The 25,054-nt window shown below is 63.1% G+C and carries 28 protein-coding genes and 1 tRNA gene; 4 read left to right on the top strand and 25 right to left on the bottom strand.

Annotated elements, in window-relative coordinates; genetic code table 11:
- Positions 1-17: 17 nt before the first annotated feature.
- Positions 18-1,211 (bottom strand): MFS transporter, encoded by a 1,194-nt coding sequence (locus AT701_RS05880; RefSeq protein ID WP_058125404.1) that lies wholly within the window; start codon positions 1,209-1,211, stop codon positions 18-20.
- Positions 1,212-1,317: 106 nt separating this feature from the next.
- The gene (locus AT701_RS05875; RefSeq protein ID WP_058125403.1) at positions 1,318-1,974 is read right to left on the bottom strand and encodes a TetR/AcrR family transcriptional regulator; all 657 of its coding nucleotides are present in this window, start codon (positions 1,972-1,974) and stop codon (positions 1,318-1,320) included.
- A 144-nt stretch (positions 1,975-2,118) separates the two neighbouring features.
- Here AT701_RS05875 and AT701_RS05870 point away from each other — a divergent pair, with 144 nt between their 5' ends.
- The gene (locus tag AT701_RS05870; protein ID WP_058125402.1) at positions 2,119-3,561 is read left to right on the top strand and encodes a cytochrome P450; all 1,443 of its coding nucleotides are present in this window, start codon (positions 2,119-2,121) and stop codon (positions 3,559-3,561) included.
- 61 nt (positions 3,562-3,622) lie between these two features.
- Positions 3,623-4,132 carry a MarR family winged helix-turn-helix transcriptional regulator gene (locus AT701_RS05865; RefSeq protein ID WP_058125401.1) on the top strand — a complete coding sequence of 170 codons (510 nt, stop codon included), beginning with the start codon at positions 3,623-3,625 and terminating at the stop codon, positions 4,130-4,132.
- Between the two features lie 11 nt (positions 4,133-4,143).
- Here AT701_RS05865 and AT701_RS05860 read toward each other — a convergent pair whose 3' ends face one another.
- Positions 4,144-5,088, bottom strand: a complete 945-nt coding sequence (locus tag AT701_RS05860; RefSeq protein WP_058125400.1) for an NADP-dependent oxidoreductase — start codon at positions 5,086-5,088, stop codon at positions 4,144-4,146.
- Positions 5,089-5,242: 154 nt separating this feature from the next.
- Between AT701_RS05860 and AT701_RS05855 the strand changes: the two genes are divergently transcribed.
- Positions 5,243-5,617, top strand: coding sequence for a hypothetical protein (locus AT701_RS05855; RefSeq protein WP_058125399.1), 375 nt, complete (start codon positions 5,243-5,245; stop codon positions 5,615-5,617).
- 85 nt (positions 5,618-5,702) lie between these two features.
- Here the strand turns inward: AT701_RS05855 and AT701_RS34625 are convergent.
- A tRNA-OTHER gene (locus AT701_RS34625) sits at positions 5,703-5,814 on the bottom strand.
- A gap of 221 nt (positions 5,815-6,035) precedes the next feature.
- Here AT701_RS34625 and AT701_RS05850 point away from each other — a divergent pair.
- The gene (locus AT701_RS05850; protein ID WP_058125398.1) at positions 6,036-6,290 is read left to right on the top strand and encodes a hypothetical protein; all 255 of its coding nucleotides are present in this window, start codon (positions 6,036-6,038) and stop codon (positions 6,288-6,290) included.
- A gap of 9 nt (positions 6,291-6,299) precedes the next feature.
- Here the strand turns inward: AT701_RS05850 and AT701_RS05845 are convergent, their stop codons facing one another.
- The 21 genes from AT701_RS05845 to AT701_RS05750 all read right to left on the bottom strand — a co-directional run bounded on the left by AT701_RS05845 (position 6,300) and on the right by AT701_RS05750 (position 25,052).
- Positions 6,300-6,608 (bottom strand): hypothetical protein, encoded by a 309-nt coding sequence (locus tag AT701_RS05845; protein WP_058125397.1) that lies wholly within the window; start codon positions 6,606-6,608, stop codon positions 6,300-6,302.
- Positions 6,609-6,619: 11 nt separating this feature from the next.
- Positions 6,620-6,862 carry a hypothetical protein gene (locus AT701_RS05840; RefSeq protein WP_157892517.1) on the bottom strand — a complete coding sequence of 81 codons (243 nt, stop codon included), beginning with the start codon at positions 6,860-6,862 and terminating at the stop codon, positions 6,620-6,622.
- A 10-nt stretch (positions 6,863-6,872) separates the two neighbouring features.
- A complete protein-coding gene (locus AT701_RS05835; RefSeq protein ID WP_058125395.1) occupies positions 6,873-7,208 on the bottom strand; it encodes a phage tail fiber protein in 336 nt (111 codons plus the stop codon).
- Between the two features lie 17 nt (positions 7,209-7,225).
- Positions 7,226-8,764 carry a hypothetical protein gene (locus AT701_RS05830; protein ID WP_157892516.1) on the bottom strand — a complete coding sequence of 513 codons (1,539 nt, stop codon included), beginning with the start codon at positions 8,762-8,764 and terminating at the stop codon, positions 7,226-7,228.
- Positions 8,765-9,048: 284 nt separating this feature from the next.
- Positions 9,049-11,490, bottom strand: a complete 2,442-nt coding sequence (locus AT701_RS05825) for a glycine-rich domain-containing protein (RefSeq protein WP_459564469.1) — start codon at positions 11,488-11,490, stop codon at positions 9,049-9,051.
- Between the two features lie 83 nt (positions 11,491-11,573).
- Positions 11,574-12,563 carry a phage tail protein gene (locus tag AT701_RS05820; RefSeq protein WP_223495371.1) on the bottom strand — a complete coding sequence of 330 codons (990 nt, stop codon included), beginning with the start codon at positions 12,561-12,563 and terminating at the stop codon, positions 11,574-11,576.
- A 101-nt stretch (positions 12,564-12,664) separates the two neighbouring features.
- Positions 12,665-13,141: a phage gene 29 protein family protein gene (locus AT701_RS05815; protein WP_058125391.1), complete on the bottom strand. Its 477-nt coding sequence runs from the start codon at positions 13,139-13,141 to the stop codon at positions 12,665-12,667.
- On the bottom strand, positions 13,134-13,301 hold the full coding sequence (locus AT701_RS34620; protein WP_157892514.1) for a hypothetical protein: 168 nt from the start codon (positions 13,299-13,301) through the stop codon (positions 13,134-13,136). Before AT701_RS34620 ends, AT701_RS05815 begins: the two co-directional genes overlap by 8 nt.
- A 12-nt stretch (positions 13,302-13,313) precedes the next feature.
- Entirely contained in the window at positions 13,314-15,074 is a 1,761-nt protein-coding gene (locus AT701_RS05810) for a Gp37-like protein (RefSeq protein WP_157892619.1), read from the bottom strand.
- A gap of 119 nt (positions 15,075-15,193) precedes the next feature.
- Entirely contained in the window at positions 15,194-16,114 is a 921-nt protein-coding gene (locus AT701_RS05805; RefSeq protein ID WP_223495367.1) for a hypothetical protein, read from the bottom strand.
- Positions 16,115-16,311: 197 nt separating this feature from the next.
- Positions 16,312-19,788: a phage tail tape measure protein gene (locus AT701_RS05800; RefSeq protein ID WP_058125389.1), complete on the bottom strand. Its 3,477-nt coding sequence runs from the start codon at positions 19,786-19,788 to the stop codon at positions 16,312-16,314.
- A 2-nt stretch (positions 19,789-19,790) separates the two neighbouring features.
- The gene (locus AT701_RS35590; RefSeq protein WP_223495364.1) at positions 19,791-20,429 is read right to left on the bottom strand and encodes a DUF5361 domain-containing protein; all 639 of its coding nucleotides are present in this window, start codon (positions 20,427-20,429) and stop codon (positions 19,791-19,793) included.
- A gap of 33 nt (positions 20,430-20,462) precedes the next feature.
- On the bottom strand, positions 20,463-20,741 hold the full coding sequence (locus AT701_RS05790) for a hypothetical protein (protein ID WP_058125387.1): 279 nt from the start codon (positions 20,739-20,741) through the stop codon (positions 20,463-20,465).
- Between the two features lie 105 nt (positions 20,742-20,846).
- On the bottom strand, positions 20,847-21,437 hold the full coding sequence (locus AT701_RS05785; RefSeq protein WP_058125386.1) for a phage tail tube protein: 591 nt from the start codon (positions 21,435-21,437) through the stop codon (positions 20,847-20,849).
- Between the two features lie 68 nt (positions 21,438-21,505).
- Complete coding sequence (locus AT701_RS05780; protein WP_058125385.1) at positions 21,506-21,895, bottom strand: hypothetical protein; 390 nt, start codon at positions 21,893-21,895, stop codon at positions 21,506-21,508.
- A 2-nt stretch (positions 21,896-21,897) separates the two neighbouring features.
- Complete coding sequence (locus AT701_RS05775) at positions 21,898-22,173, bottom strand: hypothetical protein (protein ID WP_058125384.1); 276 nt, start codon at positions 22,171-22,173, stop codon at positions 21,898-21,900.
- Positions 22,173-22,382, bottom strand: a complete 210-nt coding sequence (locus AT701_RS05770; protein ID WP_058125383.1) for a hypothetical protein — start codon at positions 22,380-22,382, stop codon at positions 22,173-22,175. Before AT701_RS05770 ends, AT701_RS05775 begins: the two co-directional genes overlap by 1 nt.
- Before the next feature lie 125 nt (positions 22,383-22,507).
- Complete coding sequence (locus AT701_RS05765; RefSeq protein WP_058125382.1) at positions 22,508-22,885, bottom strand: hypothetical protein; 378 nt, start codon at positions 22,883-22,885, stop codon at positions 22,508-22,510.
- Positions 22,886-22,904: 19 nt separating this feature from the next.
- The gene (locus tag AT701_RS05760) at positions 22,905-23,807 is read right to left on the bottom strand and encodes a phage major capsid protein (RefSeq protein ID WP_058125381.1); all 903 of its coding nucleotides are present in this window, start codon (positions 23,805-23,807) and stop codon (positions 22,905-22,907) included.
- A 31-nt stretch (positions 23,808-23,838) separates the two neighbouring features.
- Positions 23,839-24,321 (bottom strand): hypothetical protein, encoded by a 483-nt coding sequence (locus AT701_RS05755; protein WP_157892513.1) that lies wholly within the window; start codon positions 24,319-24,321, stop codon positions 23,839-23,841.
- A 41-nt stretch (positions 24,322-24,362) separates the two neighbouring features.
- Positions 24,363-25,052, bottom strand: coding sequence for a VG15 protein (locus AT701_RS05750; RefSeq protein WP_157892512.1), 690 nt, complete (start codon positions 25,050-25,052; stop codon positions 24,363-24,365).
- Positions 25,053-25,054 lie beyond the last annotated feature (2 nt).

The raw sequence follows: 25,054 nt of genomic DNA, 5'->3' as shown, positions 1-25,054 counted from the left end.
GCCCACTGAGTCCAGATCTACCGACTCACCGCCGGCCGCACTCCCGTGGCTACGGCCAAGGCGGCGGCGACCGCGGCGATCACCCCGAGCACCAGGAACATCTTGTCGTAACCGTGCAACAGGTCGGCCAGCGCGGCACCGACGAACGGGCCGAGTGCTGTGGTGATCATGATCGGCGCCAACAACATGCCGCTGAGATGCCCGTAATGTGTTGCGCCCCAGCGGTCTGTGACGGCGGTGGCCTGCAGTAGCGTCATGATGCCGCGGGCCATGCCCGCGACGATCGAGGCGACAATCAGCGCCGCCAATGTTGTGAGCACCCCGAGCAGTGCCGTGGTGGCCGCGACGGCGGCCATGATGAGCACGGTGCGCGGGACGACACCGATCCGCCGCGACATCGACTGATAGCCCAGCCTGCCGAGCACCTGACCCGCCCCACCCAGTCCGAGCGCGACGGCGGCCGCGCTCGTACTGAAACCGCGTTGCACCATCAGCGGCACCAGGTTGACGATGACGGCATAGGAGGCCAGCGCCGCCAGGGCGAACGACACCATCAACGCGATGAACGGTGCACTTCGTGCGGTCCGCGTCGGGGCCTCGACGTTGTGATGGTGCTCGACCGGTGGCCATGGCCGTCGCAGCCCGAATAGATGCGCGGGGATCGTGATGACTGCGAGCAGCGCGGCAAGCACCAGATAGGTTTGGCGCCACGTCAGATGAGACTCCAAGGCGGCGGTCAGCGGCGCGAACACCGTGCTGGACAGCCCGGCCACCAAGGTCAGTACCGTCAACGCGCGCACAGCGTTCGGCGCGAAATAGCGTGTCAGCGCGGCGAAGGCCGGCGCGTAGAACACGCCGCTCATCGCGAACCCGGCCAGGATCCAACCAGCCACGAACCACGCGTAATTCGGCGCGGCGACGATCGTGACCACCGACACCACACCCAACACAGAGCCGATGGTCATGATCCAGCGCGGCCCGTAGCGGTCGAGCCACCGGCCCACCACGATGCCCATCAGGGCGCTGGTCACCAAACCTGCCGAGAACGCCCCGGTCACAGCGGGGGCCGACCACCCGGTGTCACGGCTGATTGTCGCGGACAGCACCGAGAAGGCGTAGTAGAGCACACCCCAGCTGGTGATCTCGGTGACGCACAGCGTGATCAGGACCCAGCGCAAGCCGGGTCCGGTGTCTGCTGCGGGCGGCGTCATTCGCCAATCATGTTGCGCAGCAACAGGAGCGGTCCGCTCATTACAGCCTTTCGACAGCGCGGTTCACTTCGAACGTGGTCGACATCGCCCCGATTGTCAACACATTTCACGTCACATCACAGGCGCGCCGCGTCCGCGCGATATCAGCTGCACCGTTGCCGGCCATGAGCCACAGCGTGGTGAGGCTGTCGACGAGTTGCTCGCGGGAGACCTTGGCCCTGCCGTCGACGAACGCCAGAATCGCGTCGGCGGTACCTCCCACCAGGAACGCTGGGGTGACCTGCGCCAGCGGATCGGCTTCGAGTTCGACGCCGTGCGCGGCGCGGGCGTGGGTGACCAGAACCCTGGTGAGCCCGCGCATGACGGTTTCCCGATGTTGCTGCAATGCGGGCGAACCCGTGACACCGCCGAGAAGTACGCGGGCGCGGCGGGGATCGTCGACGAGAGTGTGCACGAGCGTACCCATGGCCGCCTGAGCCTGCTCGTCGACGGGTCGATCGGCCGAGTCGGCCAGCGCGCAGAGCGTCGCGGTGCGGACGTCGGCGGCGATGGCGTCGACCGCGGCGGCGGCGACCGCATCGAGATCGGTGAAGTTCTCGTAGAAGTAGCGCTTGTTCAGCCCCGCCGAGGCGCACAGCTTGTCGACGGTGACGGCGCGCCAGGCGTTGTCGCACATGGCATCCATGGCGGCGTCGAGCAGGCGGGTACGTCGCGTCCGGCGACGCTCCTCGGCCGACTGGCCGGCGTAACTGCGCTGCGACACAGGTCCCTCTCGATCACCGCAAACCCTTGACAGCCGTTGTTGCCATCTGGCACGTTCAGGCTATCTGGCACTATTCCGTACCACATTGACGGGAAGGCGTCTGATGGATTCGACGAAAGCCACGCTGCGCGATCGGGTCGGGCGATGACCATGCTGGCCGCGGACGCCGCGGCCGATGCCAAGGTGCGATTCCAGACCGCGGTCGCCGGGCTCACCGCCAGGTACCCGAGCCGCGAGCACGCACTGGCCACCCCGCCGCCGGACTCCGGCCTCAAACCGGTGATAGGCAACTACGGCTTCCCGGTCATCGGACACGTCATGAGCACGCTCGTCGAACCGCTGGCATTCGCCCGCGAACGGTACGAGCGCTACGGGCCGGTGTCCTGGGCAGGCGGTGTCGGCTTCCGCGTCGCGCTGCTACTCGGCCCCGAAGCGCTCGAGACGGTCTGGATCAACAAGGACAAGGCGTTCTCCAGCACCCTGGGCTGGGCTCCGGTGATCGGGCCGTTCTTCCACCGAGGGATCATGCTGCTCGACTTCGAGGAGCACCGCGATCACAGGCGCATCATGCAGCAGGCCTTCACACGCAGCGCCCTGAACGGTTATCTGGACCTGATGCGTCCAGGCATCGATCGCACGGTACGCAGCTGGCCTGCCGCACAACGGTTTCCGTTCTACACGTCGGTGAAGCATCTGCTGCTCGATCAGGCCGCCGAGGTGTTCATCGGTGCGGAACTCGGTCCCGAGGCCGATCAGATCTCGCGGGACTTCCACGACACCGTGTGCGGCGGGCAGGCGATGATCCGTGCGGACGTGCCCGGCGGTACGTGGTCACGCGGCCTGCGGGCGCGGCGACGGCTCGAACGGTACTTCGCCGATCAGCTGCCGGCTCGGCGGAACGGTGACGGCACCGATCTGTTCTCGATGCTGTGCCGAAGCCGCGGCGACGACGGTGAGCGCTTCAGCGACACCGACATCGTCAACCACATGATCTTCCTGCTGATGGCCGCACATGACACCAGCGCCATCGCGATCTCGATGCTCGTCTACGAGTTGGGGCGCAACATCCGGTGGCAGAACGCATTACGCGACGAAGCTCGGTCCGGCCCGCAGGGTGAGATCACCATGGAGGACCTGGATTCCGCGTACCCCCTGCTGGATGCGGCGTTCAAGGAGAGCCTGCGGATGTACGCACCCGCCGGGACGCTGTTCCGCCAGACCCTCACCGACACCGAAGTCGCCGGACACTTCATCCCCCGCAAGACGCAGGTGGCCATCGGCGTCTACGCGTCCATGCGACTGCCCGACTGGTGGCCCGAACCCGACCAGTTCGACCCGGCCCGCTTCCTCACCGGTTCCTCGGCCACGGCCATCCACCGGTATGCGTTCGCACCGTTCGGCGGCGGTGCGCACAAATGCATCGGCCAGCAGTTCGCGAACATGAACGTCAAGGCGATCATGCTGCACCTGCTGCGGCACTTCCGGTGGCATGTGCCCGCCGGGTATCAGCCACGCATGACATGGGGCACCGGGCCGACACCCGCCGACGGGCTGCCGATCACGTTGGAACGGTTGAGCAAAAAGTAGTCCCTGCCATCGGTGCAGCACGCACACCCCTTGCTTCGACATCGCAGCATATGCTGTCAGCGTGCCGGCTTCTCTCGACGCACGTGAGCTGCGTGCGTATTTCGCGCTCACTGAAGCAGTCAGCCTCCTGCAGTTCGCCGTTCAGCGCCAACTTCGCGAGGATGGGGGCCTGAGCTACGTGCAGTTCGAGATTCTCGCGAAACTCACGGACGCCGGACGCCTCACCATGACCGATCTCGCCGACGGCGTGGTGTACAGCCGCAGCGGTCTGACCCATCAGGCCGGCCTTCTCGAGAAGGCCGGCCTGATCACGCGCACCCCATCGACCGATGATCAACGTGCGATGGTCGTCGAGATCACCCGGAAAGGCCGTGATCGCGTGGCGGCGGTCCTACCGGGGCACGTACAGGTAGTGCGCGAGTTGTTGTTCGACGGACTGTCCGCCGCCGACGTCGATGCCCTCGGTGACATGATGACCGCCGCCCGCGACCACATGCGCTCACGGCCACCCCGTTCCTCGGTGACGCGCGCCCGCCGGGAGGTCCCGGGTGGGCGACACATTGCCCCGTAGTGATTCCGGGGTCATCTGCGGCCGGGGATGAGGATGGTCTTGCCGTGCAGGCGTCCGGTGTCCGAATCGGCATGGACGGCGGCGGTGTCTGCGAGGGGGCGGCGTTGGAAAACCTCGATGCGCAAGTCCCCGGCGTCGACCCGTTCGACCAGTTCGCCAAGTTGGGTGGCGTCGCTGCGCACAAAGACCCGTTGAGTGCGGATACCGCGTCCGGGGTCGTCTGGCCCCGCGACCATGGTGCCGACATGGAAACCCCCGTCGGCCACCACGGCCAGCAGTGACTCGGTCTGGTCGTCGGTGGTGGCAATCAGGTTGAGCACCACGTCGAATGGGGCGCCCTCCACGCTGATCGGCGCGTGCGTGTAGTCGATGTAGTCGACGATGCGGTGGGCCCCGAGTGCGCGCAGTCGTTCGGCGTCACGGTCGGTCGCGGTGGCCGTGACGTGGGCGCCGGCCTGCGCGGCCAGTTGAACCGCGTACCCGCCGACCGCCCCGGATGCGCCGTTGATCAGCACCGACTGGCCATCGGCCAATCCGGCGATCTCGAACAACGACTGCCAGGCGGTCAGGCCGGCTTCGGGCAGCGCGGCCGCGTCGGCCAGCGATACCGTCGTCGGCGCCGCCGCCAGGGATTCGACTGGGACAACTGCGAATTCGGCGGCCGCGCCGTCGGCGTCGAGCGGCAGGAACGCCACCACCGCATCACCGACGGCCCATCCCCGAACCTCCCCACCGAGTTCCACGATCGTGCCGGCGACGTCCACTCCTGGTGTGTGCGGGAAAGCGATGTCGTAGACCTGGGCCAGGTACCCGCCGCGAATGCCGGCGTCGACGGGGTTGAACGAGGTCGCGGCGACCTCCACGAGCACCTGCCGCGGGCCCGGCGCCGGCCTGGGGGCGTCCTCGTACTGCAGGACCTCGCTGCCGCCGTAACGGTGGTAACGCACAGCCTTCATGACTTCCTCCTCGATGATTCGCTTCGATTTCGAAGCAGTTACCTATCGAGTAACTGCTTCGACTTCGAAGCAATTCCCTGGCACGTGTGGCGGGACTACACCCTGGATTCATGTAATACAAATTGCAATACACTCAGAAACAGGAGGGTTAGACGTGAGCAACGATGACGAACGGCGACGCACCGTGGAGTCGATCGCGGAGGAAGTAGAGAACGCTCCCGACGAGGATGACGACCAGTCACTGCCTGAACACGTACCGGTGTCTCGCCCCGGTCATGCGCGCAGCAAGGTGCTTCAGGTGCGGTTGAATCCCGACGAGTACGAGGCCGTGGAAAGAATCGCGCGGCGCCGCGGGTTGCCTGCCTCGACCGTGGCGCGGGCGTGGCTGCTGGAGAAGGCAGCTGAGGAGTCGGACGACGACGCCAGCGTGGAGCACCTGTTGTTGCTGCTGGACACCGCGACGGCGAAGCTGCGTCAGATCCAAACGCGGCCCGGCAGTTTGGCGGGGCGCTCGCCGTCGTCTACCTGACGGGGCCACGAACCGGCGCCAGGCAGCACCCTGACATTCGCGGGCCCCAGAAACCAAACAGGCCCCCTCGAAAGGGGGCCTGACCTGGGTGGCAGGTGCAGGATTCGAACCTGCGTAGGCGTAAGCCGACGGATTTACAGTCCGTTTTTCTGGGCGTTTGCTGCCGTTGGCGAGATCGGTAGACCGTTGAACTACCAGCTTTCACCTGCAGTTATCCAGTTGGTTGCGTTTGCAAGAGACGGCACCGTCTGAAAGCACTGCGGTATCACTGCGGTACAGCTGACAGGCACGGGGCAAGCGCAAGGCGACCCTAAGAAGTAATAGTTCAGCCGAGAGTGTCCAAACCGCCGGCCCGCCCGAGCCACGCGGGGGTACGGTCCTGGCGACCCATATTCCTCACGCTCCAGCAAGGACCAAAATGAGCGACAGCGAGAAGTCCCTGGCGGCGAAGATCGCCGCGAACATGTCGTGGGCCAACACTGAAGACCGCACTGCCCGAACTCATGCAGCCAGGATGGCGATGATGGCGAAGTTCGAGAAAGAGGTCGATCCCGAAGGCCGCCTATCCCCCGCCGAGCGGGCACGGCGAGCGGAGTCTGCTAAGAAGGCCTACTACCAGCGTCTCGCCCTGAAGAGTTTGAAAGCCCGCCGTAACCGAGCAAAAGGGCGTTGACGCCCGCGATCAGGCCCGAAGCGCCGTTAGACGGGCCTCCAGATTCGCGTCTCGCAGACGATTACGCTCCTCGGGGGTAATCCCCTCAATGCGCGGAAAAATCTCGTCCAGAAGCCCTGTGAGGCTGATAATTACGGACCGCAGCAGGCCAATCGTCTCAGTCTGCTTCTCGGCCTTCTCCGACAGTTCTTCGCGGAGTTCCCGGGAGATCTCGGCAGCGATCCGGGCTTCATCCAGTCGCCGGCCCCGCTTCCCGAAGAGATAGTTCATCAGCGTGGAGGCCCCGCCGCCACCCAGGATGGCGAGGATGATCTCCACAACTCCGACGCTCACGGCTGATCGGCCAGACCGGGCTGCACCTGGGCGGTGTAGTACGAATCCAAGCCCTTCGCAACATCCACCATCACGGCGATGGCGTCGCGGCGGTTGTCCGCCGTGCGGCTGGTCGAATCATTACTGATGGTCCATACCCCATCCACTCGGCTCGCAGTCACGACCGCGTTCCCGGTGACGTTGCACAGCACCATCATCAGGTCCTCGTTCAGGCCGATGACGCGGCCCTTGGTCCTCACTCCGAACACATCAGCTCCAGGTGATGGTCACGTCGATGCTCGCACCCGCACCGGCCACGACCACGTCGCCGCCGTCGAACGGACCGGAGCCGACGAACGTGCCGCTGGTCGAGGCGCTGAAGATGCCGGCTTCCTTATAGGTGCCAGCCGCGACCGGAATGTTCACCTCGGTGCCCACGACCTTGTTGGTCGAGTCGCTCCAGGAGGTCTGCTTCCGGGCGTAGCTGCCGCCGGTCGCCTCATTGGCACCCGTGGTCCCGGCCGCGTTGGTGAACACCGCGACCCAGCTGCCACGGTCAGCAGCAGCGTTGCAAGCCGCCAGCTTGGTTGCGTTGGTAACAGCCATATTTCGTTCCTTGTTCCTTAACTTGATAATTGCTGTGTGAGGGTTTTCTGTCGGGCAACAACCCACACCTGACCGCGAGCACCGTAGTGGCCCAATGCGATACCGCCACCTCGTGACCCTCGGGCACCGACCGTGACGCTGATGCTGGTTCCTGAATAGGTGATGGTTCCATCGTCCCAATCACCGCCACCGCCGCCTGCTGCGTGAGCGCCGAAGAAGTTGCCTCCTTCACCACCCCCACCGGGCACGATGCCGTCTCCGTCGTAGTTGAATTCAGGGCTGCCTTCGTAAAGGACGCCACGATAGGTGTGGTTGCCTGATCCAATACCTGCGCCGCCGCCGCCAGTATCGGTATCACCCCGGTAGCCGCCCTCAGCGAGGACAATGTTGCTTATCACCCCGGAGCCTGGCAAGGTTTCGTAGTCCGCCCGCGACGCTCCGCCGGGACCGCCATTGCTTGCGCCGAATCCTGCACCACCACCACCGCCGCCGCCGCCCACGGCGATCACGTCAACGAAGTCGATCCCTGCACGCAACCAGTCCGGTGCGGTCCAGGTTCCACTTGAGCTGAAGACGGTGGTTTCGGGGTTGTGGTGCTGCTGCCCATGAATCGTGAGCGAAGGCGACACCGACATCTCAACGGATGCAGGTGTGGCCCAATGGCCCTTCGCCTGAACCGATGGGGTGACAGTTATTGTCGCAGACGCCGGTTCAGCCTCCTGAACGGTCACGCCAATCATCGACACGCCAATAGCGGCCCAGTAGTTGTTCGAATTCGCCGACATGTCAACCGAAGTGGAGTCGGATTCCATGTCGCCCACGAACAGTCGTTGAGCATTTCCCGGGGAGTTGCTATTGGAGGCGGTTTGGCTGTACCGCTGCGTTCCATTGAAGGAGGTGACCGAAGGGGCGGAGGCGTTGCCGCTGTTAAACACTCCATAGGCCACGAACGCCATCTCGCCGTCACCCGAAGAAATGGAGATGGGCATCGCCGCACCACCACTCGCGTTTCCGTTAGCGGTCGAGGAAGTGCGGAACGAGTCAACTCCTATATAGGAGAAGCTGTTCGCGGCACCCGTTCGCATCGGCCCTGGGGAGGCACTGGACGAGATCTGCACCGTCTTCGTGCCGCCATCCACATCCGTAATCCCAAAGAGTGTGACCACAAAGTTGGAGACCGGGGAGGAGCGGCTTCCCAGGTTTGTCATGCTCGCGCCGCCGTATTGAGCCGTCACACTTGGCGTTCCCAGTTGGGCGTACTCTGCAACCACGACAAGGACGGCGGAACCCTCCGTTGCGGAGTGGCTCCAGGATGCGTTCCAGCTTCCGGTGGTGCCGTTGGTCCGTGTCGCCCCAGCTCCGATGGCGTCAAACTCAGGCATCGTCCGAGGGGTTGTCGCTGATGCCTCGGCGCTCACGCTTGGGGACACCGAGATCGTCGCCACCCCGGGCACCGGCTCAGGCAAAGCGCCGCCAACCGAGGGCGACACCGACATGTCCACCTCGACCGCATACCGCACAGAGACATATGCAGTCACCGAGGCCGGGGCGGTCATCCCAACAGCGTTGCCGGGGTACCGGGCGGCACCATCAATGCCAATAGACGGGGACACGGAAAGCTCCACGTACTTCGGGGGAGGCAGTGTCCCAGTCATCACTGGGGACACCGCCATCTCCACCGAAGCTGTGTGCAACTCTGCACCCAACACCTCAAGCGTTGGGGCGACCGACATTTCAGCAGCAGCCGGGACACGGGAGGCGGCAGCACCCACCACGACCAGAGGGGACACCTCCATGGTCGCAGTCTTGTGGATCTCAGCCCACCAACCGGTAACAGCCATTAATCCGTCTCTTCCGGTCGAACCACGATCCACACCGCGCCAGCGGCACCATTACCGCCGGGACGGCCCCAAAAGGCCTGTGCCGCACCACCAGCGCCAGCACCACCCGGGCCGTAGCCGCCACCGCCGGCCGAATCTTGAATCTCGCCACCGTCGAAGGTGTTGCCGTTGTATTCCTCACTGCCAGCAGCTTCACCGCGATACGAGTCGCCACCACTGGCACCAGAGCCGCCAGCGCCACCGTCCCCAACGACGCTGATGCTGTTCGCAAAGGCACCGCTGGCCTGACCAGCGCCACCATTCGCGCCCAGAGGCAACGGGAGCGGTGTACCAGCCCCACCCTGGCCGCCCTGACCCACATTGATCGTCAGGCGGGTGATCGACGGGCTAAGTTCGCTGCGAACGAAGGTCTGCATCTCCCAGTGGCCCGCCGTGCCGCCGTCGCCACGCAGGCCAGTACCGGCACTACCGGCACCGCCGCCACCACCACCCAGGGCGATGACATCGAACTCTTTCATCCACGCCGGGAAGTTCCACACGAACTGTCCAGGAACGTCGAACTTTAGGATCTGCACCGCACCACCAGTGGGTGCTGTCTGAACTACGTTGGCGGAGAACCCAAACCAAGGAACATCCTGGGTGTAGGTGACATCGTCATCAGAGACGGTGGACGGGGTTGTCCCGTCGCCAGAGTTCCGCGTCGCCCCCAATCCCTGGGGGCGGATACCCGGGAACGGTGCCATTGGGATTGTCTGCGAGGCGATCTCGTGAACGCCTGTGCCCTCAACCCGGACCTCGCAGCCGTACACCTCGCCGGCCTGCACCTGGACCGGGGTATCGAAGTTGAATGCGATCCATCCCCAATCTGATCCTACGTCACCAACCAGGTTTGCGGACTCCTCAATCAGAGCCAGGTCACCTGTGGCGGTGTTCATTCGCCACAGCACGCAATGGATCGCGTCCACGTTTGTGTTGCCCCGGCCATACCAGGTGACGGACCGTTTCGTGGTGTCCTGGCCGCAGCGGATGAACCCGATGCGGGAGGTGTCCTCCTCGGCGTCCACGTTCGTCGGATCGGCACCCGAGAACTGAGTGATGGGGAACACTGTCTCCATCGCGTCGTCCACGCCGTTGTGGATCGGCTTCGTGTTCGGATTACTGATCGTGTTGTAGGTGCCCAACCCGAGGAACAGGCCGTTGAAGGCGTTCTGGAATAGGTTCGCAGCCGCATCAATCAGATCCGCGATACCGCCGACCCCGGGCTCGACAACGGACCCCAGGCCCTGAAGGAGGCCCTCCCAGGTCTGCTGCAAAGCCTCCCCGATATTCTCCAGGCCACCAATACCGAGGACGTTCGCGTACGGGATCGCCGTCAGAACGTTCCACAGGTCCTCAATCGGGTTGTCTGGGATCAGCCCGCCCAACGCCCCGGTGATCGTCGCGACGATCCGCTCAACGAAGTCCAGGGCGTCCTGAATGGTCGAGCCCAGGCCAGGGATGATGTCGTCCAGGATCTCGGTGAACTGCCCCGAGATCTCATCGAACAGGTCGAACAACCCATCGATCCAGGACATCTGGATACCACCGGACTGCTTCTGGGAGGCGTCGTCCCACCAGATGGTGCCGCTGGTCGCGTTCGAAGTGACCACGAGGCGGACGCGGATCTCATCCACACCAGAAGGCACCGTGTACACACCCTGGAGGCGGCCAGCCTTCGCGCCCTCCGCGTACCCGGTCCACTCATCCGGCAAGTCCGTGGGGGTCTCCAGCGACTGCACCAGAGCCGTGCCCAGTTCCTCGCCGTCGAAAAACTCCACAACCTCCAGGCGAAGCAGTTCACCAGGATCGGCCAGACCCGAAGACAGGATGAACACATCCAGGTCCATTTTCTGCCCGGGAACGACTGACACACCGTTGGCCCGCAGAGCTTTCAGGGTTCCATCGGCCTCCACCCTGGCGGAGCCGGAACCAAGCCGACCCACGTCGGCGTCCCACTCCCAGATGCCCTGACCGGTAATCGCCACCATGCCCTCAAAGTCGGGGTTCAGCAGCAGGTTCGGTCGGTCATCCGTCAAGGCACTGATCGGCACGTTCGAGAACAAGCTGGGCAGCAGATTGCCGAACAGGTTCGAAGCGTTAATCAGCTGACCACCATTGATCAGCTTCCCCACCAGCTCCTCGATGGCGTCACCAACGAGGGAGATGATCAGCTCAAGGATCGCGCCCGGAGTGAGGTCGATCCCCTGGAACGCTGCGACAATTCCCGCAACCCACGCCTGAATGTCATCCAGGCCCAGCTGATTCGCCAGACCGATCAGGAACAGTTCCCAAGTCTCCAGGTCAATCCCGGTGACTTCCTTAATGAACCCGATGATGGTGTTGCGGATGCCCTCAGCGAGTTGCTCCCACATGCGGCGGAAGATCTCCGCCTGCTGGGCCATCACCAACGAGATGTGGAACTCAGTCCCAGGCCGTGTGGGGTCGTAGTCAGCTTCCGGCTGGAAGCGATCTACAGCCCTTGGCATTACGAGCCCCCGAGGGCGAACCCACTCACCGGAATGCAGAGAACCGACAACTGGGCGTTGTTCTTGTTGAAGGCGTAGACACCCGCGATGCCGTCGTTGAACAGGTTCACATAGATCGTGGTCTCAGAACCTGTTGCACCGGCCGGCACCACCGCGACGTTGTTGTCCGGGGTGATCGCATCGTTCGGGGAACCCGGCGAAGAGAAGTGCGGCACGATGGTCGTCCACGTGGAGCTGTTGCCGAAACCGCGAGCAATCAGCACACCCGAAGACGGATGCCCCAACCTCACCTCGCAACCGAGGATCAGCGGATCAGAGTCGGCCTCCACGCCGACCGCACGGATGTGTCCAGTCACGTACGGCACCCAGTCGAACTCCTGCGGCGGGATCACCACCGAGGCGATCTGCTGGCGGGTCGTGATGCCGGTGAAGTTCGTGAAGTTGGCCTGCGGCACCGAGTAGAACTTCGGCATGATGTTGCCGATGGGCTGGGCCTGGAAGTTCTGCCCGTTCCACACAATGGCTTCGCCGATCTCAGGCGGCTCACTGTCGTCGTAGTCGGTGGCGTCACGGATCGTGGCGTTCTCACCCTGCGGGCCACGCGGGGCCTTCAGCTTCAGTAGCCAGCCCGGATTGGCGGCCGTACCGCTGACCACGATCTCCGACTCCAGGTCGTCGTCGTCCGGGTCCAGCAGCTGCACCGAGGGCGTGATGTTCGGCACCGGCCCGGGCGGGCCCTGCGTACCCATGGCGCGGATGCGGTACTGTTCGCCGTCCCACACGTACACCTGGTTGCCGATCCACCAGGCCTTGCCGACATCAACATCGTCGTCGGTCAGGTTGTCGGGAAGGTCCTCCGGGTCCTCAATCGAAGACCACTGCATCTTCACGATGGGGGCGTTCTGACCGGGGACACCCTGCGGCCCCACCAGGGCGTCCAGGGTCACCGCACCGTCGTTGCCGAGGATCTCGAAGGACCCCGACATCATGGACGGAGTGTCCAGGTCGCTGATAATCCCCCAGAGGTGAACATTCGTGAGGATCGAACCCAAGTAGACAGAATCACCAGGGCTAGTCATGCTTATTCCTCTCAGACCCAACGAGTGTCGTCATCGACGTCGTCGGCTTCAGTGATGGTGATGAAAGGCTTCACAGACCACCCCTCCTCGGAGGGCTGCGGCTGCGGCGGGATAAGTCCGAGACGACGCTTCGCCTCGACCTTCAAATCGTCTGGCAGTGCCTCGATTTCGGCGACTGTCATCGACTCCAAGTTCTGCAACGGGTCATCCGGGTCGGTGGCCGGCACCCAGGTGACCGCGTCCTCCACGATGCCGGGGCCGTACACCTTCCGCGGTTTGATCAGCGGATCGTCATAGTCCTCGACCAGGGCGAAGCCGTCCGTATTGTTCGGCTTACGCCACCCGCACCGCACGAGATGCCAGCACACCCACGCCTTCACGGCGGAGGCGTCCATGATGTCGCCGTTCTTTGACACCGGGTAGTGCAGGTCGTCCAGCATCTGCTTGTAGACGCGAGCCAGGTAGGCCTGGTGGAAGGCGTCAGGCATTCGGGCCCTCCGTGGTGGCGATGGCCTTGACCCAGCCCTTCCCGGACCAGATGAACCATGTGAAGTCCACCCACCAGGTGCGGCCGGCGTCGTCCTCGCCGAGGACCAGTTCGTCCAGCTCTTCCTCGGTGGCGAGGTGGCCTTCAAGCTTGAGTTTCAATGGATTTCCTTCTCAGAACAGGTCTTGGGACCCAAGCAGGAAGCCGATAGTGTTCCATGCGGCTGCGATTGTTCGGGTTGCCCGTGCGACCGGGTCTTCCTCTTCCACATCCCGACCGATGGACAGCTGCACCGTGATCGGGTTGGACTTGTCCCACGAGTAGCGGATGGCGGTGCATTGATCGACGTGCAGGACGTTCGCCATCTGGAACGCCAGCCGATCCCCCAACTGGAAGTCATAGCCCACCAGGTAGGGGGCACCGTTGCGGATCGTGGTCTTGAAACTGGTGTAGGCCCTGGTCTTCCAGTGGCCACTCCGCAGATCCAGCACACCAGAGACGGTGTAGGCTGAACCGGAACCCTTCTCGAAGTGCTCCAGGAAACCGAAGTCACCCATGCGGATCGCCCGGATCGGATCTGTAAACCGTTGCCAGGCAAGCAGAGTGTCGTCCAACTGGCCCTGATAAACCTCTTCGAGGCCCGAACCGACAGGCGCTTCACCGACCTGCTCAATGATGCCTGCGGTGATGACCGCCTGGATCTGGGACAGCCCATACTTGATCGCAAAGGTTTGGAGCTGGTTCACCCAGGCGGGACTCTTAGAGCCCACCATGATCGTCTTCGCGGTCGCGCCATGCATAGAGCGTTGTGCCTCAACGATTCCCGAATACTCGCCGTCGTGGAACACCACCCACGGAGGTTCCGGTGCCACCAGGGCAAGCTTGCGGAAGAACGGGTCCGTCTCGCCGTCCTTGTCCTTGTCGAGGTCCACGACGCTGGAGATGGTCTCGGTGATCATGTCGTCCGCGGTGGAGGCGATCAGCTTGATTGGGCCGTCCAGGAAGGTGCCGGTCGGGCCGGTGGTGCCCGACTTGTCCTCCACCGCCATCACAATGCAGTTGCGGGTCGGTCGAGCTAGTTCATCGAGATCCGTGGGCAGCCCGGTTTTCTCACCGATCTCCTTCAGGATCGGACCGGCAATCGGAATGTTCTTCAGGCCCAGCTTCAGCTCCGGGTGGGGGGACTCCTCGTCCTCCGTCAGCCACGTGTAGGCCCGGATCATGCAGCCCGCGTCCTCCAGCAGCGGAGCCGAGGTGCTGTGCATGTCCGACCAGCGGGACGTGAAGATCGTGAACCGCGACTGGTCAAACACCGGGTTCAGGAACTGCACCTGAATCGGCCACGACAACGGGTTCACGCCCGCCGCCCCCACACCGAGCCAGCCACCCGGGTTGAAGATGTTCGTCGGGATCGACAGGAATGGGAAGAACTGTCGAGCCAAGTTGATGAACATCGTGATGCTCAAAGCGGTGCGGCAGTTCCACGGCAGGACCCACATCTTCGGGAACTGCACCTCGGGCGGAAACAGTGGATTCGCGCCAGCCAGGAGGTGTTTCAGATGCTCCCGGTTGCTCACCATCTCCAGTTCGACGGTGTGGAGGCCCTGGGCGTCACGTTTGGCATTGACCCCGATGACCTTCCCGCCCCAGCGGGTCCGCCAATCCGGCTTGGTGGCAATCGGGTCCAGCGTGAAGTGAATGTCCTCCTCCACGCGGCGGTCGTACAGAATGAAGTCCGACAGCCAGTTGTCGCGGCGGATCACACACGTGCCCGCACCGGAGTCGGCCATCACCTCCTCAACCATCACCGACTGCTCCTGGGCGATCTGGCCGATGTAATTCCAGTTCTTGTCCCACAACCGGAGAAGGGGACGCTGGCGAACCGAATTGATGATGGTCTCGCGACGCTTCTCCAGGTACCGATAGGTAGACATCGGGTCGGTCAGGTCGGGAACCCCGTGCTGACCAACGATGTGCTCCGGGATTGCCGCCAACGCCCTGTTGAAGTCGATAGAGAAATCAGGGAAGTCGATCAATCTGCAACCAAAGGGATTTAGGCGAACGCCATGTTGAACCGCTGCGGCATGAACGCCGTGATCGATCCGCCCGCGTTCGAGTGGCGAACCTTGATGCGGCACACCGATTTCGCGGGCCACGGAGTGGTGAAGCGACCATTGAACCGACGCCACACCGGAAGGGTCGAATGAGTGATGTCGTGCAGCAGGAAGTCCAACAGCTGACTGTTGCGGGCGATCCTGAAGAACAACGGATCAACAGGATCAGTTGCCGCCGTGAGGCTTCGGGCCGTGGGATCAGTGTCCACCAGCACGTAGCCGTCCTGCGGGGTGAGGAGCGGCAGCTCCACCATCCGCCCACCGGGGCCGTCCTCGATCCAGGCGCGGCCGGGACTCGAAACGAGGAACTTCGGCCAAGTTGTCTCGCTGCCTCGGTTCGGGATGACAATGCTGCCCTCACCGATGTGCATCCCCGGGATCAAGTTGGAGATGCCCGGGATCAAACCCTCCAGGATGTCTTCGATGAGTTCTTCGAGTTCGTCCCACGGGGTGTGCGGGATGCCGCCGTCACCCTCGCCGTCGTTCTTCCACTGCGAAGTTTCAATTCGCTTGGCCCAGTAGGGTTGAACCGCAACCGCGGCCATCTCCCACTCCATGAAGTTGTTCCCCATGGCAGCCGGGTCCAGCATGAACGCGGTCTTCGGCTCCTCCGCGAGGCGAACCCTCAGAAACCTCCACCCGTGCGTGCGGGTGTAGACCCCGATGTACCCGTCCTCGGTGGCCGACCAGGACTGCCACCACCGCTGCTCCACCATCCGGTACCGGAAGACGGTGTCGGGCTGGCCAACGCCCACCTGGACGGTGAAGTTGATCTCCCGTTTCCGCCAGTCCACCCGCTCGTGGGTGCCGCCCACCTGGTACGGCCCCTCGGAAATGAGCTGGGTGAACGGGACATGCATAAGCCCGAAGACCTGCGGAGCGAGTGAGGCTCCCTGGATACCTGCGTTAGGCCCCCACAGGTCCCAGTACGGACGTTTGCCGTCCGGTCCGGGAATCCCGATGTAAACAACCTTCGTCTCAAGCCCCTGGAGCCGTTTGTCCAGAGCGAAGAAGTTGGTCGTCGGAGGCCCCGTCTGTGGAGTCGGGGACGACATTCCTAGATGTACCTTCTAGTTCCTAGATGGGGCGCTTGCTGAGCACGCTGCTGCCGCTGCGACTTGTCCTGCATCGCAACGGGATCGACGCCAACTTGACCGCCCTCACCGATGTGGATCGAGTTGTCGTTGTTGACCGTCTGCCCGCCACCGTTCGCGGCCGGGTCCGGGGTGAACGCCGAAGCGAGGTTCGCCGGGTTCGGAATACCTCCCGAGCCGGTGTGCTGAGTGGCGGCGAAGTCTTCCGGCATGAGATCCGGGGAGCCTACTTGCAGGTCCCCGAACGGGGCCGGGATCAAGCTTTGGATCGCGTTGACCGTGCCGGAACCGCTGCCACCCAAGGCGTTTGACCCGATGGAGAGGATGCCCCTGGCGATGGGGTCCGGGATGATGCTGGCGAGGAACCCGAGGATGCCGGAACCGGCCTGGAAGATGCCCCACCCAGTGGGATCGGAGAACCCGGGCGGAAGGAGTGTTTCCTTCAAGCCCTCCACGCCGATGTCGGCCAACTGGCCAAAGTCGGGCAGGATCTCCTTGATCGCCTCGATGATCCGCACGTACGGGTTGCTGGAATCGGACAGAGATGACCCCGTGCCCGAACCCTGGGCCATCAGGCCGTCAAGCTCTTGCTTGGCCTGGCCCAGCTCGCGGCGGTGCTTCTCAACATCGTTCCGCTTGGACATCAGGTCGGACTCTTTGGCGTCCGGGTTGGCCTCGGTCTCCTTGAGCTTCTGCTCCGCGACGGCGAGCCGGCCTTCCAGGTCCGTCACCTTGTCCTGGGCACCTTGGATCTGCTTGGCGCTGGCACCACCGCCACCCCAGGAACCAGCACCACCGCCACCGCCCCAGGAGCTACCGAAGGCCCCACCGAGAGGGTTGCCGGTCACGGGGAGGAAGAACTTCAGCGGGAAGTCCATCGCACCCCGGGCGTCGCCACCGTACTTGGCGAACGGGCTGTTGCCACCCGACTCGACATTCACACCGTTCGGCAGAGTGCCGGCCATGTGCGAGTTCTTGCCGCCGCCGCCGCGACTGATGCCGATGTTGAAGGCACCCGGTTGGAACCCGGGTTGGAAGCCCAGGGCCTCAAAGTTGGATTCGGTGGTGAAGTACCGGTGGAACGGGTCCTGTCCAGTCAGCACGCCGTAGATGGCGGACATGAAACCCGAGCAGTCGAACCCGTCCGGTCCGGTGCCGCCGTAGATGTACCGGCGGCCTGCGAACTGTTGAGCGAAGGAAATGGCCCCAGCGATGCCACCTTGGGCGAAACCCGGTAAAAGGTCGTGCAGCATCTCCGCCGAGGGAACCCAACCGGCGTTAAGGGCCTCCACAAGGGCCGCTCCGCCATTTCGCATCGCCTCAGCGGTAACCACACCCTCCCCGTTGGAAAGCCACGCCAGAATCGAATCTGACGTGCCTGATCCGGGGCCCCGGATGATTCCACCGCGAGCAAAGCCCTGGCGGGGTCCTTCGTGGCCCGCAGCGGCCGATTGCTGCCTCTGAGACACCCCCAACTGGTTGGGGTTGATGACGTTGCCGTTCTGGTCGCGGTAATCGATGCGGATCGTCAGATGGCCGTCCGGGAGACGCTGGACCGTGAAGCCCAGGTCCTCCATCCGCTTCTTCGTCTCTTCCGAGTTGTCCTTCAGAACAATCGTCTTGCCATCAGGCAGGGTGGTGAGGTCCTCTTTGAGGACGCGAAGGGCCTCGGAGGTCTTCCTGGTCTGCTCCAGGTTCTCGCCCATCTCATCCCGCGCATCGGCAAGACCATCGGCGTAGTTGTGCCACTTGTCGGCGGTGTCATGCAGGCCCTCGCCCAAACCGAAAGCGGCTTCCGACTGCGCCCGCAACTCGTTCGCAGTTTCATGGTCGCCACGGAGGTCCGCCTGCCACGCTTCGAACTTCAACACCCAGCCCTGGATGTCGCCGAACGCGCCAACCAGATCAGCGGTCGCGTCGATCACGTCGCCGACGAACCGAACCACGGACTCCACTGCCCACAATGCGGCCTGGCCGATCTTCGTGAAGAACGCGACCACGTCATCCTGGTGTTCGACAAACCAATTGGCGAGATCTTCAAGGGCCGGCCCCAGGACCTCGGCCAGCTGCCTCTGCATGTCGCTGACGGCGACCTCGACGGTCCGCTTCGCCGACTCAAACGAGGCGACGCCAGTCCCACCCATCGTGTCGGCAGCTCGCTGTGTCGCACCAGCCAGGCCGTCCATCTCGTTGGCGACAGTGCCCAGGTTCATCGCATAGAGGGCGTCGCCCAGATCCTCCGCCTGGGTACCGAACAGGGCCACCGCGACCTGGTTCCGCTTCACCGGGTCCTCAATGGCCCGCAGGCGGTTCAACACGTCGCCGAACGCCTGGGACGCCTCTTCACCGCCACGGGCGAACTTTTGGGACGTCTCCTCGACGTTCAAGCCGAGAGCCTCAAACCCTTCCTGGGTTGACTTCGACCCATCGACGGCGCGGATGGAGAATTCCTTGATCGCATCGGCCGCGAGGTCCGAGTTGCGGGCACCGCCCTCCATCGCCTGGTTGATCAGGCCGAACGCCTCGGGACCGTCCAGGCCCAGCTTGCGGAACTGGGTGCTGTACTCGTTGAGGGTGTCCAGGTAGTCCTCGTTGACGTTCAAGCCCTTTTGCTGGGCTCGAACCATCAAGTCGAACGCTTCGGTCTGGTTGTCCACCAGGCCGGTCTGCTCCAACTGCTTCGCCGACCGGGCGATAGCCAGCTGGCTCTCGCCAGTGATTTCGGAAACAGTGTTGAGCTGTTCGATGGTCTTCTGGATGTCGTCCTGAGACGAGGTATCAGTGATTAGGCCTGCCTGGTACGCGACCTCAATCGTCTCCAGGTTCGCCTCACGAGACTCACCGAAGTTGTTGACGTACGCCTCGCCCGCCGCCTTGCCCATCTTCTCGGCCTGCTGCGGGGACAAACCCAGCTTCGCCGCGAGGTTGGCCTCCAGCTGCTCCTGCTCCATACCGGCCAGGACCTGGCGAGCGATGACACTACCGGCAGCGAACGCGACACCACCCACGGCTGCCAGCGCCAAGCCGATAGGCCCAGCTTTCGTCCCGAGGGAAGCAATAGGGCCGCCGAAGCCCTGGACAAAGTTCTCAGCGGCCTCCTTGCCGCTGCCGCCCATGCCGCCAGAGAAGCCCTCAGTCAGCTCCCCAGACTTCGACTTGAACATGCCCTTGGCGCTGTCCACCAGCTTCGACCCGAAGCCCTTGCCGGCCTTCGTGCCAGCTGACTTCGCCTCGTCCTCAAGAGGATTCAGGACACCCTTCGCATCAGAGGCGTCCAGCTTGGCCGACTGCGCCATCGACTTCGAGAAGCCTTTACCGGCATCCTTACCGGCCTTCTTCGCGGTGTCATCCAGGCCCAGCAGCTCCTTGTTGAGCTGCTTCATCGAGTCGCCGTACTTCACCGACAGCGAGATATAACCGGCGGCGAGTTCCTGAGCCATGGTTATCCCTTCCCGGCGAAAATGCTCTGCAATGCCTTGCCCCGGTCTTTATTTCTCTTCGACCGGTCGGCGAATGTCTTTTTGATGACGGACAGCGGTACAGCCTTCGGGTTCGAGCCCTCACGCCGCGGCGGGGTAACGCCAGGCCGCGGAATAGGTTTCGGACGGTTGCGGCCCTTCGCTCCGTCTTTTGTCTTCGCCCACTGGAGCCAGTGCAGCGAGTCGGCCACGCTAGCTGTGAGCATGGCTTCCTTCGTCCACCCAGCCCTGTCGGGGAACATTTCGGAGTACAAGTTCGAGGTCACCGGCAGATACCGGATGATCACCTTCAAGTCGTGCCAGTTGAAATCCTCAGTGGGGCAGTTACGAAGGCGGAGACCCTTGTCGATCAGGTCCGCCTCCAAGGCCTCGCTGTGACGCCTGATCATCAAGTTGATGCGGAACAACTCCCCCATCTGGATACCGGAGTCCGACTCCCACCGGGCCACAAGGTCCCGGACCTCCGAAACGTAGAGGGAGTCAATAACGTCCAGTGGGCGGGCCAGCGTCTCCAATAAGAACCAGAACCGTTCGTCCTCCGGTTTCGCCAGTGCGGTCTGAATGGTCTTCACCGGCACCAGCGCCAGGGGCTCGAACTCCACTGGCCCGCAGCGGGTCTTCACCCGGAACAGGGCCTACTCCTCTTCGGAAGTTTCATCCTTGTCGTCACCCGAGGCCTGCCAGGCGTTCAGGATCTCCCGGAACTTGCTGGCGGGGAGACGGTCGAACAGCTCCAGCTGTTCAGGTGAGAGGCCCCACTCGAATGTGGCCCACATTTGGCCCTCAACGTCGCGGCGGTGCTTGCGAAGAATGCCGACCGGCAACATCTTGATGGGCTTGAACTGGAACGTCACCTCTGAGACGGAATCGCCGTCCTCCGAGGGGACCTCAACGGTGTACTCGAATTTATCCATGAACGCAGCCAGCCTTTCGGATGGGATGTGCAGCCAGGGGCGCGGGGGAGGATCGCGGCTGGCTGCACAGGGGTTGCGATTAACCTCCCCCGCGAGTTTTACGGCTTACGAGCCGTCGTCCACCTGGCCGTTGTCGGTGTAGGTGTACACGTGGTTACCCGAGGCGTCCTCAAACGCTTCCAGCTCAACCTCGTACATGATCGTGTCGGTGTGAACGATGGTCACATCGCCAACCGAGATGATCTGGCCGTCTGGAATGTAGTTGCGGTAGAACGCATTCAGCTCCGAGTCCGTGGTGTCGATGACCCACGACATATGCGGCAGCTTGCGGGAGTTCTTCTTCACCTCGATCTGGACGCCGTGCATAGCGTTGGCCGCGGTCACGGTGACGTTGTCCTCACCGTAAATCGCCTTCAGCACATCAGCGTTCAGGGACTCCAACAGCGTGAAGCTGAAGGTGTGGGTGTAGTCGGTCTGAAGGATCTTGACGGTCTTGCCGCCGAAGTTCTTCTTCTTGTCCACAGACCGTTCAGCGGTTTCCGTGAAACCGTCCTCGCCGACGTGACCGAGGTCCACGAAGGCGGGATCGAGCTCCTCGGTGGCCGAAGTCGGGCCTTCGGTGCCCAGAGGGGCCACGAGGCACGAACCGGTCGCCAACGGCTCTGCGGCATAGACATTCTTGTTGTCAGAAGCCATTTAAATACTCCAATGAGGGCAGATAGCAGCCAGCCCATATGAGGGAAATGGGTTGAGAGAGAGCTGTTCTAGACAGCAGCCCGAAGCAACACATCCACGGTCATCTGGAACCGGGGAGTGGAGTCATCGGGATCAGGAAACAGCGCCGGGGTTCCTAAGATGGACACATCGCGTAGCCCACTACCCGTCACATACCTCGCTGCCCGAAGGTGCGAGAACACCATCTCGGCCAGCTCGCCAGCCTCATCTTCACTGGCGGAATAGCAATGGATTATCAGCCGTCGCGGCGACAGAGCCAGGTTCCCGGAATCCCCGGCCGGCACCATGGTGATGGTCACCAGCTTTGCGGGACGGTTCGCGGGAACTTTCGTGGCCACCCGGACATCGGCACCGAGCCGATCAACCAGGTAGGTCCGAACAACTTTGGGGGCGTACGGAAATACGCCGGGGGCGGTCATGATCAACCACCCGCCTGGTGGAACTCGGACACAAGAGTGTTGTTCCGTTGATTGTCGAGAATCGCCTCAACATCCGAGGTGATGACCGTGGCGCGGTAGTCCCGCTTGTCCAGTGGATCATCACCCTCGACCGACACCTTGTAGCCATCGGTCTCAATGTGGTTGTTGCAGGCGTCCGCCACCCGCTGCATCCGTTCAACACCTTCGGTCTCAACGACCTCTTTCACAAGGGCGTCCCAGGCCTTCTTGTTGAACTTCAGGCTTGCCTTGCGGGCCATCAGCCGGTCACCTTCTTCAGCTTGACCACGCTCCCCGGCTGCCACTGGTGGAACCCGTTGTTGTACGGTTGGATCTCCACGATCTCGTAAGGTGTGGCATCGCCAGGGAGATAGATGCGGTCCCGGACGGTCATCGAAACATCGGGCCCCGCAAGGAGATCGATGTCTGACACGACGCGGGATGTGTATCCGGCGGTGTTCTCGATCATGCTGGCGTACCAGCAGATAACTGGGACACTTGTGGGTGTTCCCCAGGTCTCGACATCATTGCCGAGGTCGTCTTGTCCCGTCCCGTTGAACGCCGCCCTCCGAACCGTGTAAGGCGTAGGGAAGGTCATTCATCCTCATCTTCGGGGATCATGTCCACCGTGAACGCCGACCTGGTGGATGTTTGCCCACAGATCTTGGACAGTTCACGGATCTCGGACGGCAACAGGAGGGAACGACGGGGAGCGGACCGGGGAATGTATTGGAACGGCCCAGCGACAAGCTGCGGAGCCTGGCTGGTTCCCTGGTCGTTCCAGCGGAGAATCGCTCCCCGCAGAATGGCTTTCACCGCCGCTTCCTCGGCATCAGTGAGGTCGTCCTCCAGGATGCAGGGGGCGACCCGGGCTGCCATCGCCAGCGCATCGGCAATCATTGCCTCTGCCTTCTCCTCATCGAGTGAGGGCGCGAAGACGGACAGGTCGTCGTACGTGATTGAGACAGCCACGGGTCACCTCCTCGATCTCTTAGGAGCCGTTGTCGACCGTGTAGCGGCAGAAGGCGTCCACATCGTTGATGAGCAAGCCGTATTCCGCTTCAGCGAGGATCGCGACCAGGTTCTTCTCGAAGAGAGAAACCAGAGCGCCGTTGATCGTCACGGCAGCCTCGGTCGAGACCTTGAAGGAGATGCCACCAACGGCACCCCACACAACCTGGCTCCAGTCGCCGCCGTAGGCGACGGTGTCACCGGAGGCAACGCTGTCACCGAGGTAGGCGGGGCGGCCCAGGAGGCGGCCCGGAACGATGGCCGACGTGGTGTCCGCCAGCGGGGTCTCCACGAACAGCGGACGACCGGTGTTGTCGGTCGCACCCAGCAGGACGGGTTCAGCAACCGCGTCCAGGGCGAAGCCACGCAGCTTCTTGCCGTCGTTCACCAGCAGGGACATGCCCGACACCAGGTCGGCGTACACGCCACCTGAGTTCTGGGTCGCGGTGCCCAGCTCAACCGTCTTGTCGGTCTGATCGATGTACGCACCGAACGGGGTGCTGGTGCCATGCAGGGCCGCGTTGTCGAACGCCACGGCGAACGCCTCGGCGATGTCCTCGCGGAGGACCTCCATGTAGTTGCCCGGGTTGGCGCGGACCACCTCAGCGGAAACCACCGAGATCGCGGCGAGCTTCTTCGGCGCGATGGTCTTCAGGGTCTGGGCAGACTCCGTGGTGGGCTTGGTGTTGCCCTCAGAGACCCAGGCAGCCTGTGCCTTGGCGGTCGAAACCGGGATCTCCTGGCCATTGATGCCCAGGGGGACGCGACGGGCCAGCTGCATCACGGTCGAGCGCTTGCGGGCCTCATCGAAATAACGGTCAGCGATTTCAGGACGGAGGAACCCGGAGAAATCGCCCCTAACAGTAGGATCGGCCTGAGCCACTTCTACTCCTTAAAAGGGTTGGAAGGCACCCTTACTGGATGCCGAGCTTTGCTTTCAGCGAGACTTCGAGGTCATCGCTGTTCAGCGCCGGTGCGCTGGGCTGACGGCCTTCGCCGGGGACGAAAAGACCGTCAGTGGCGGTCTCTCGTTCAGCCAGTCGCTGTGCTTGGCGGGTGAGTGTTTCCTCGTCGGTGCCGGTCAGGAACAGATCGGCATCTTCATCGGAAATCTTGAACTTGGACGCAACCCGATACCGGATTGCCTGTGCGCGAAGGGCTTCGACCTCTTTCAGGGCCTCGTCCCGTTCCTTGACCGCACGCTCCTCCTTGGAGAGCTTTTCGGCCTCCATGGCGTCAAGACGCTGCTGAAGCTCCTTCAGAGACTTCTCGGCAGCATTGGCACGTCGACGCTCCGCCTCCAGTGCCTTCTTCCCGCCTTCCCCTAGAACCTCGGAATCGCTCCTGGTTTCAGCATTTTCAGCATTCGGGGTATCAACAGTGGCTTCGTCAGCCATTCAGAAATTCCTCCATCGCGAAAGGTTTTAGAAATCGCCGGTTACGTCGCGTTACCGGCATCAAGCCGCCTCCAAGCGGCAAGAATCTGGGTCGAGCTGCCGTTGCCGGCCTCAGCTCGTGCCTTGAGGTACTCCCTCTCCCACTGGTCGATCTGCTCCGCGTAGCGGGCGTCGACCAGATCCCGCCAATCCTGCTGCCCCCGTACCTCAATGGGGTGGCAGATGCAGTCGTTGTGAACATCTCGGGCCGCTGTCTCGCGGGACGTGTACACGTTGCGGCGGGTGGCCAGCAGCTTGCAGAACTCGCAAGCCCCAGCGTGGGCAACCCGGGCCCAGGTCGAGTCGGTGAGGTCCACATTCAACAAGGTGGTGTTCCTCGCCCCGTCGAACACTGCCCTCTGAGTGGTGGCCCTCAGTCGCTTCAGGCCCTCCGAACCCAACGCCCCAAGCGCCCAGTCCACCGACACCCGAAACTTCTCCCGCGGAGGCGGTGGGGCCGTTCTCGCCACGTAATTCGAGGACGGATCAGACAACTCAAACCATGTGGCGGCCAAATCGGCAGACATCTGGATGTAGGGGTCCAGAAGGTCCGGGTAGGCGTCCATCAGGAACCGCTGGAAGTCCACATCGGACCTCTGTACGGCCTGGGACCACAAGCGGTCCAAGTCCTCCGTCGCCAGTGAATTCACCTGGCTCAAAAGGAATCTGCGTTCAGCCGACGAAACTGCCACGG

It is taken from the genome of Mycolicibacterium smegmatis, from assembly GCF_001457595.1.
GTDB lineage: Bacteria > Actinomycetota > Actinomycetes > Mycobacteriales > Mycobacteriaceae > Mycobacterium > Mycobacterium smegmatis.
The sequence above is the reverse complement of the archived record's forward strand: the minus strand, read 5'-3'. Positions and strand labels throughout refer to the sequence as shown.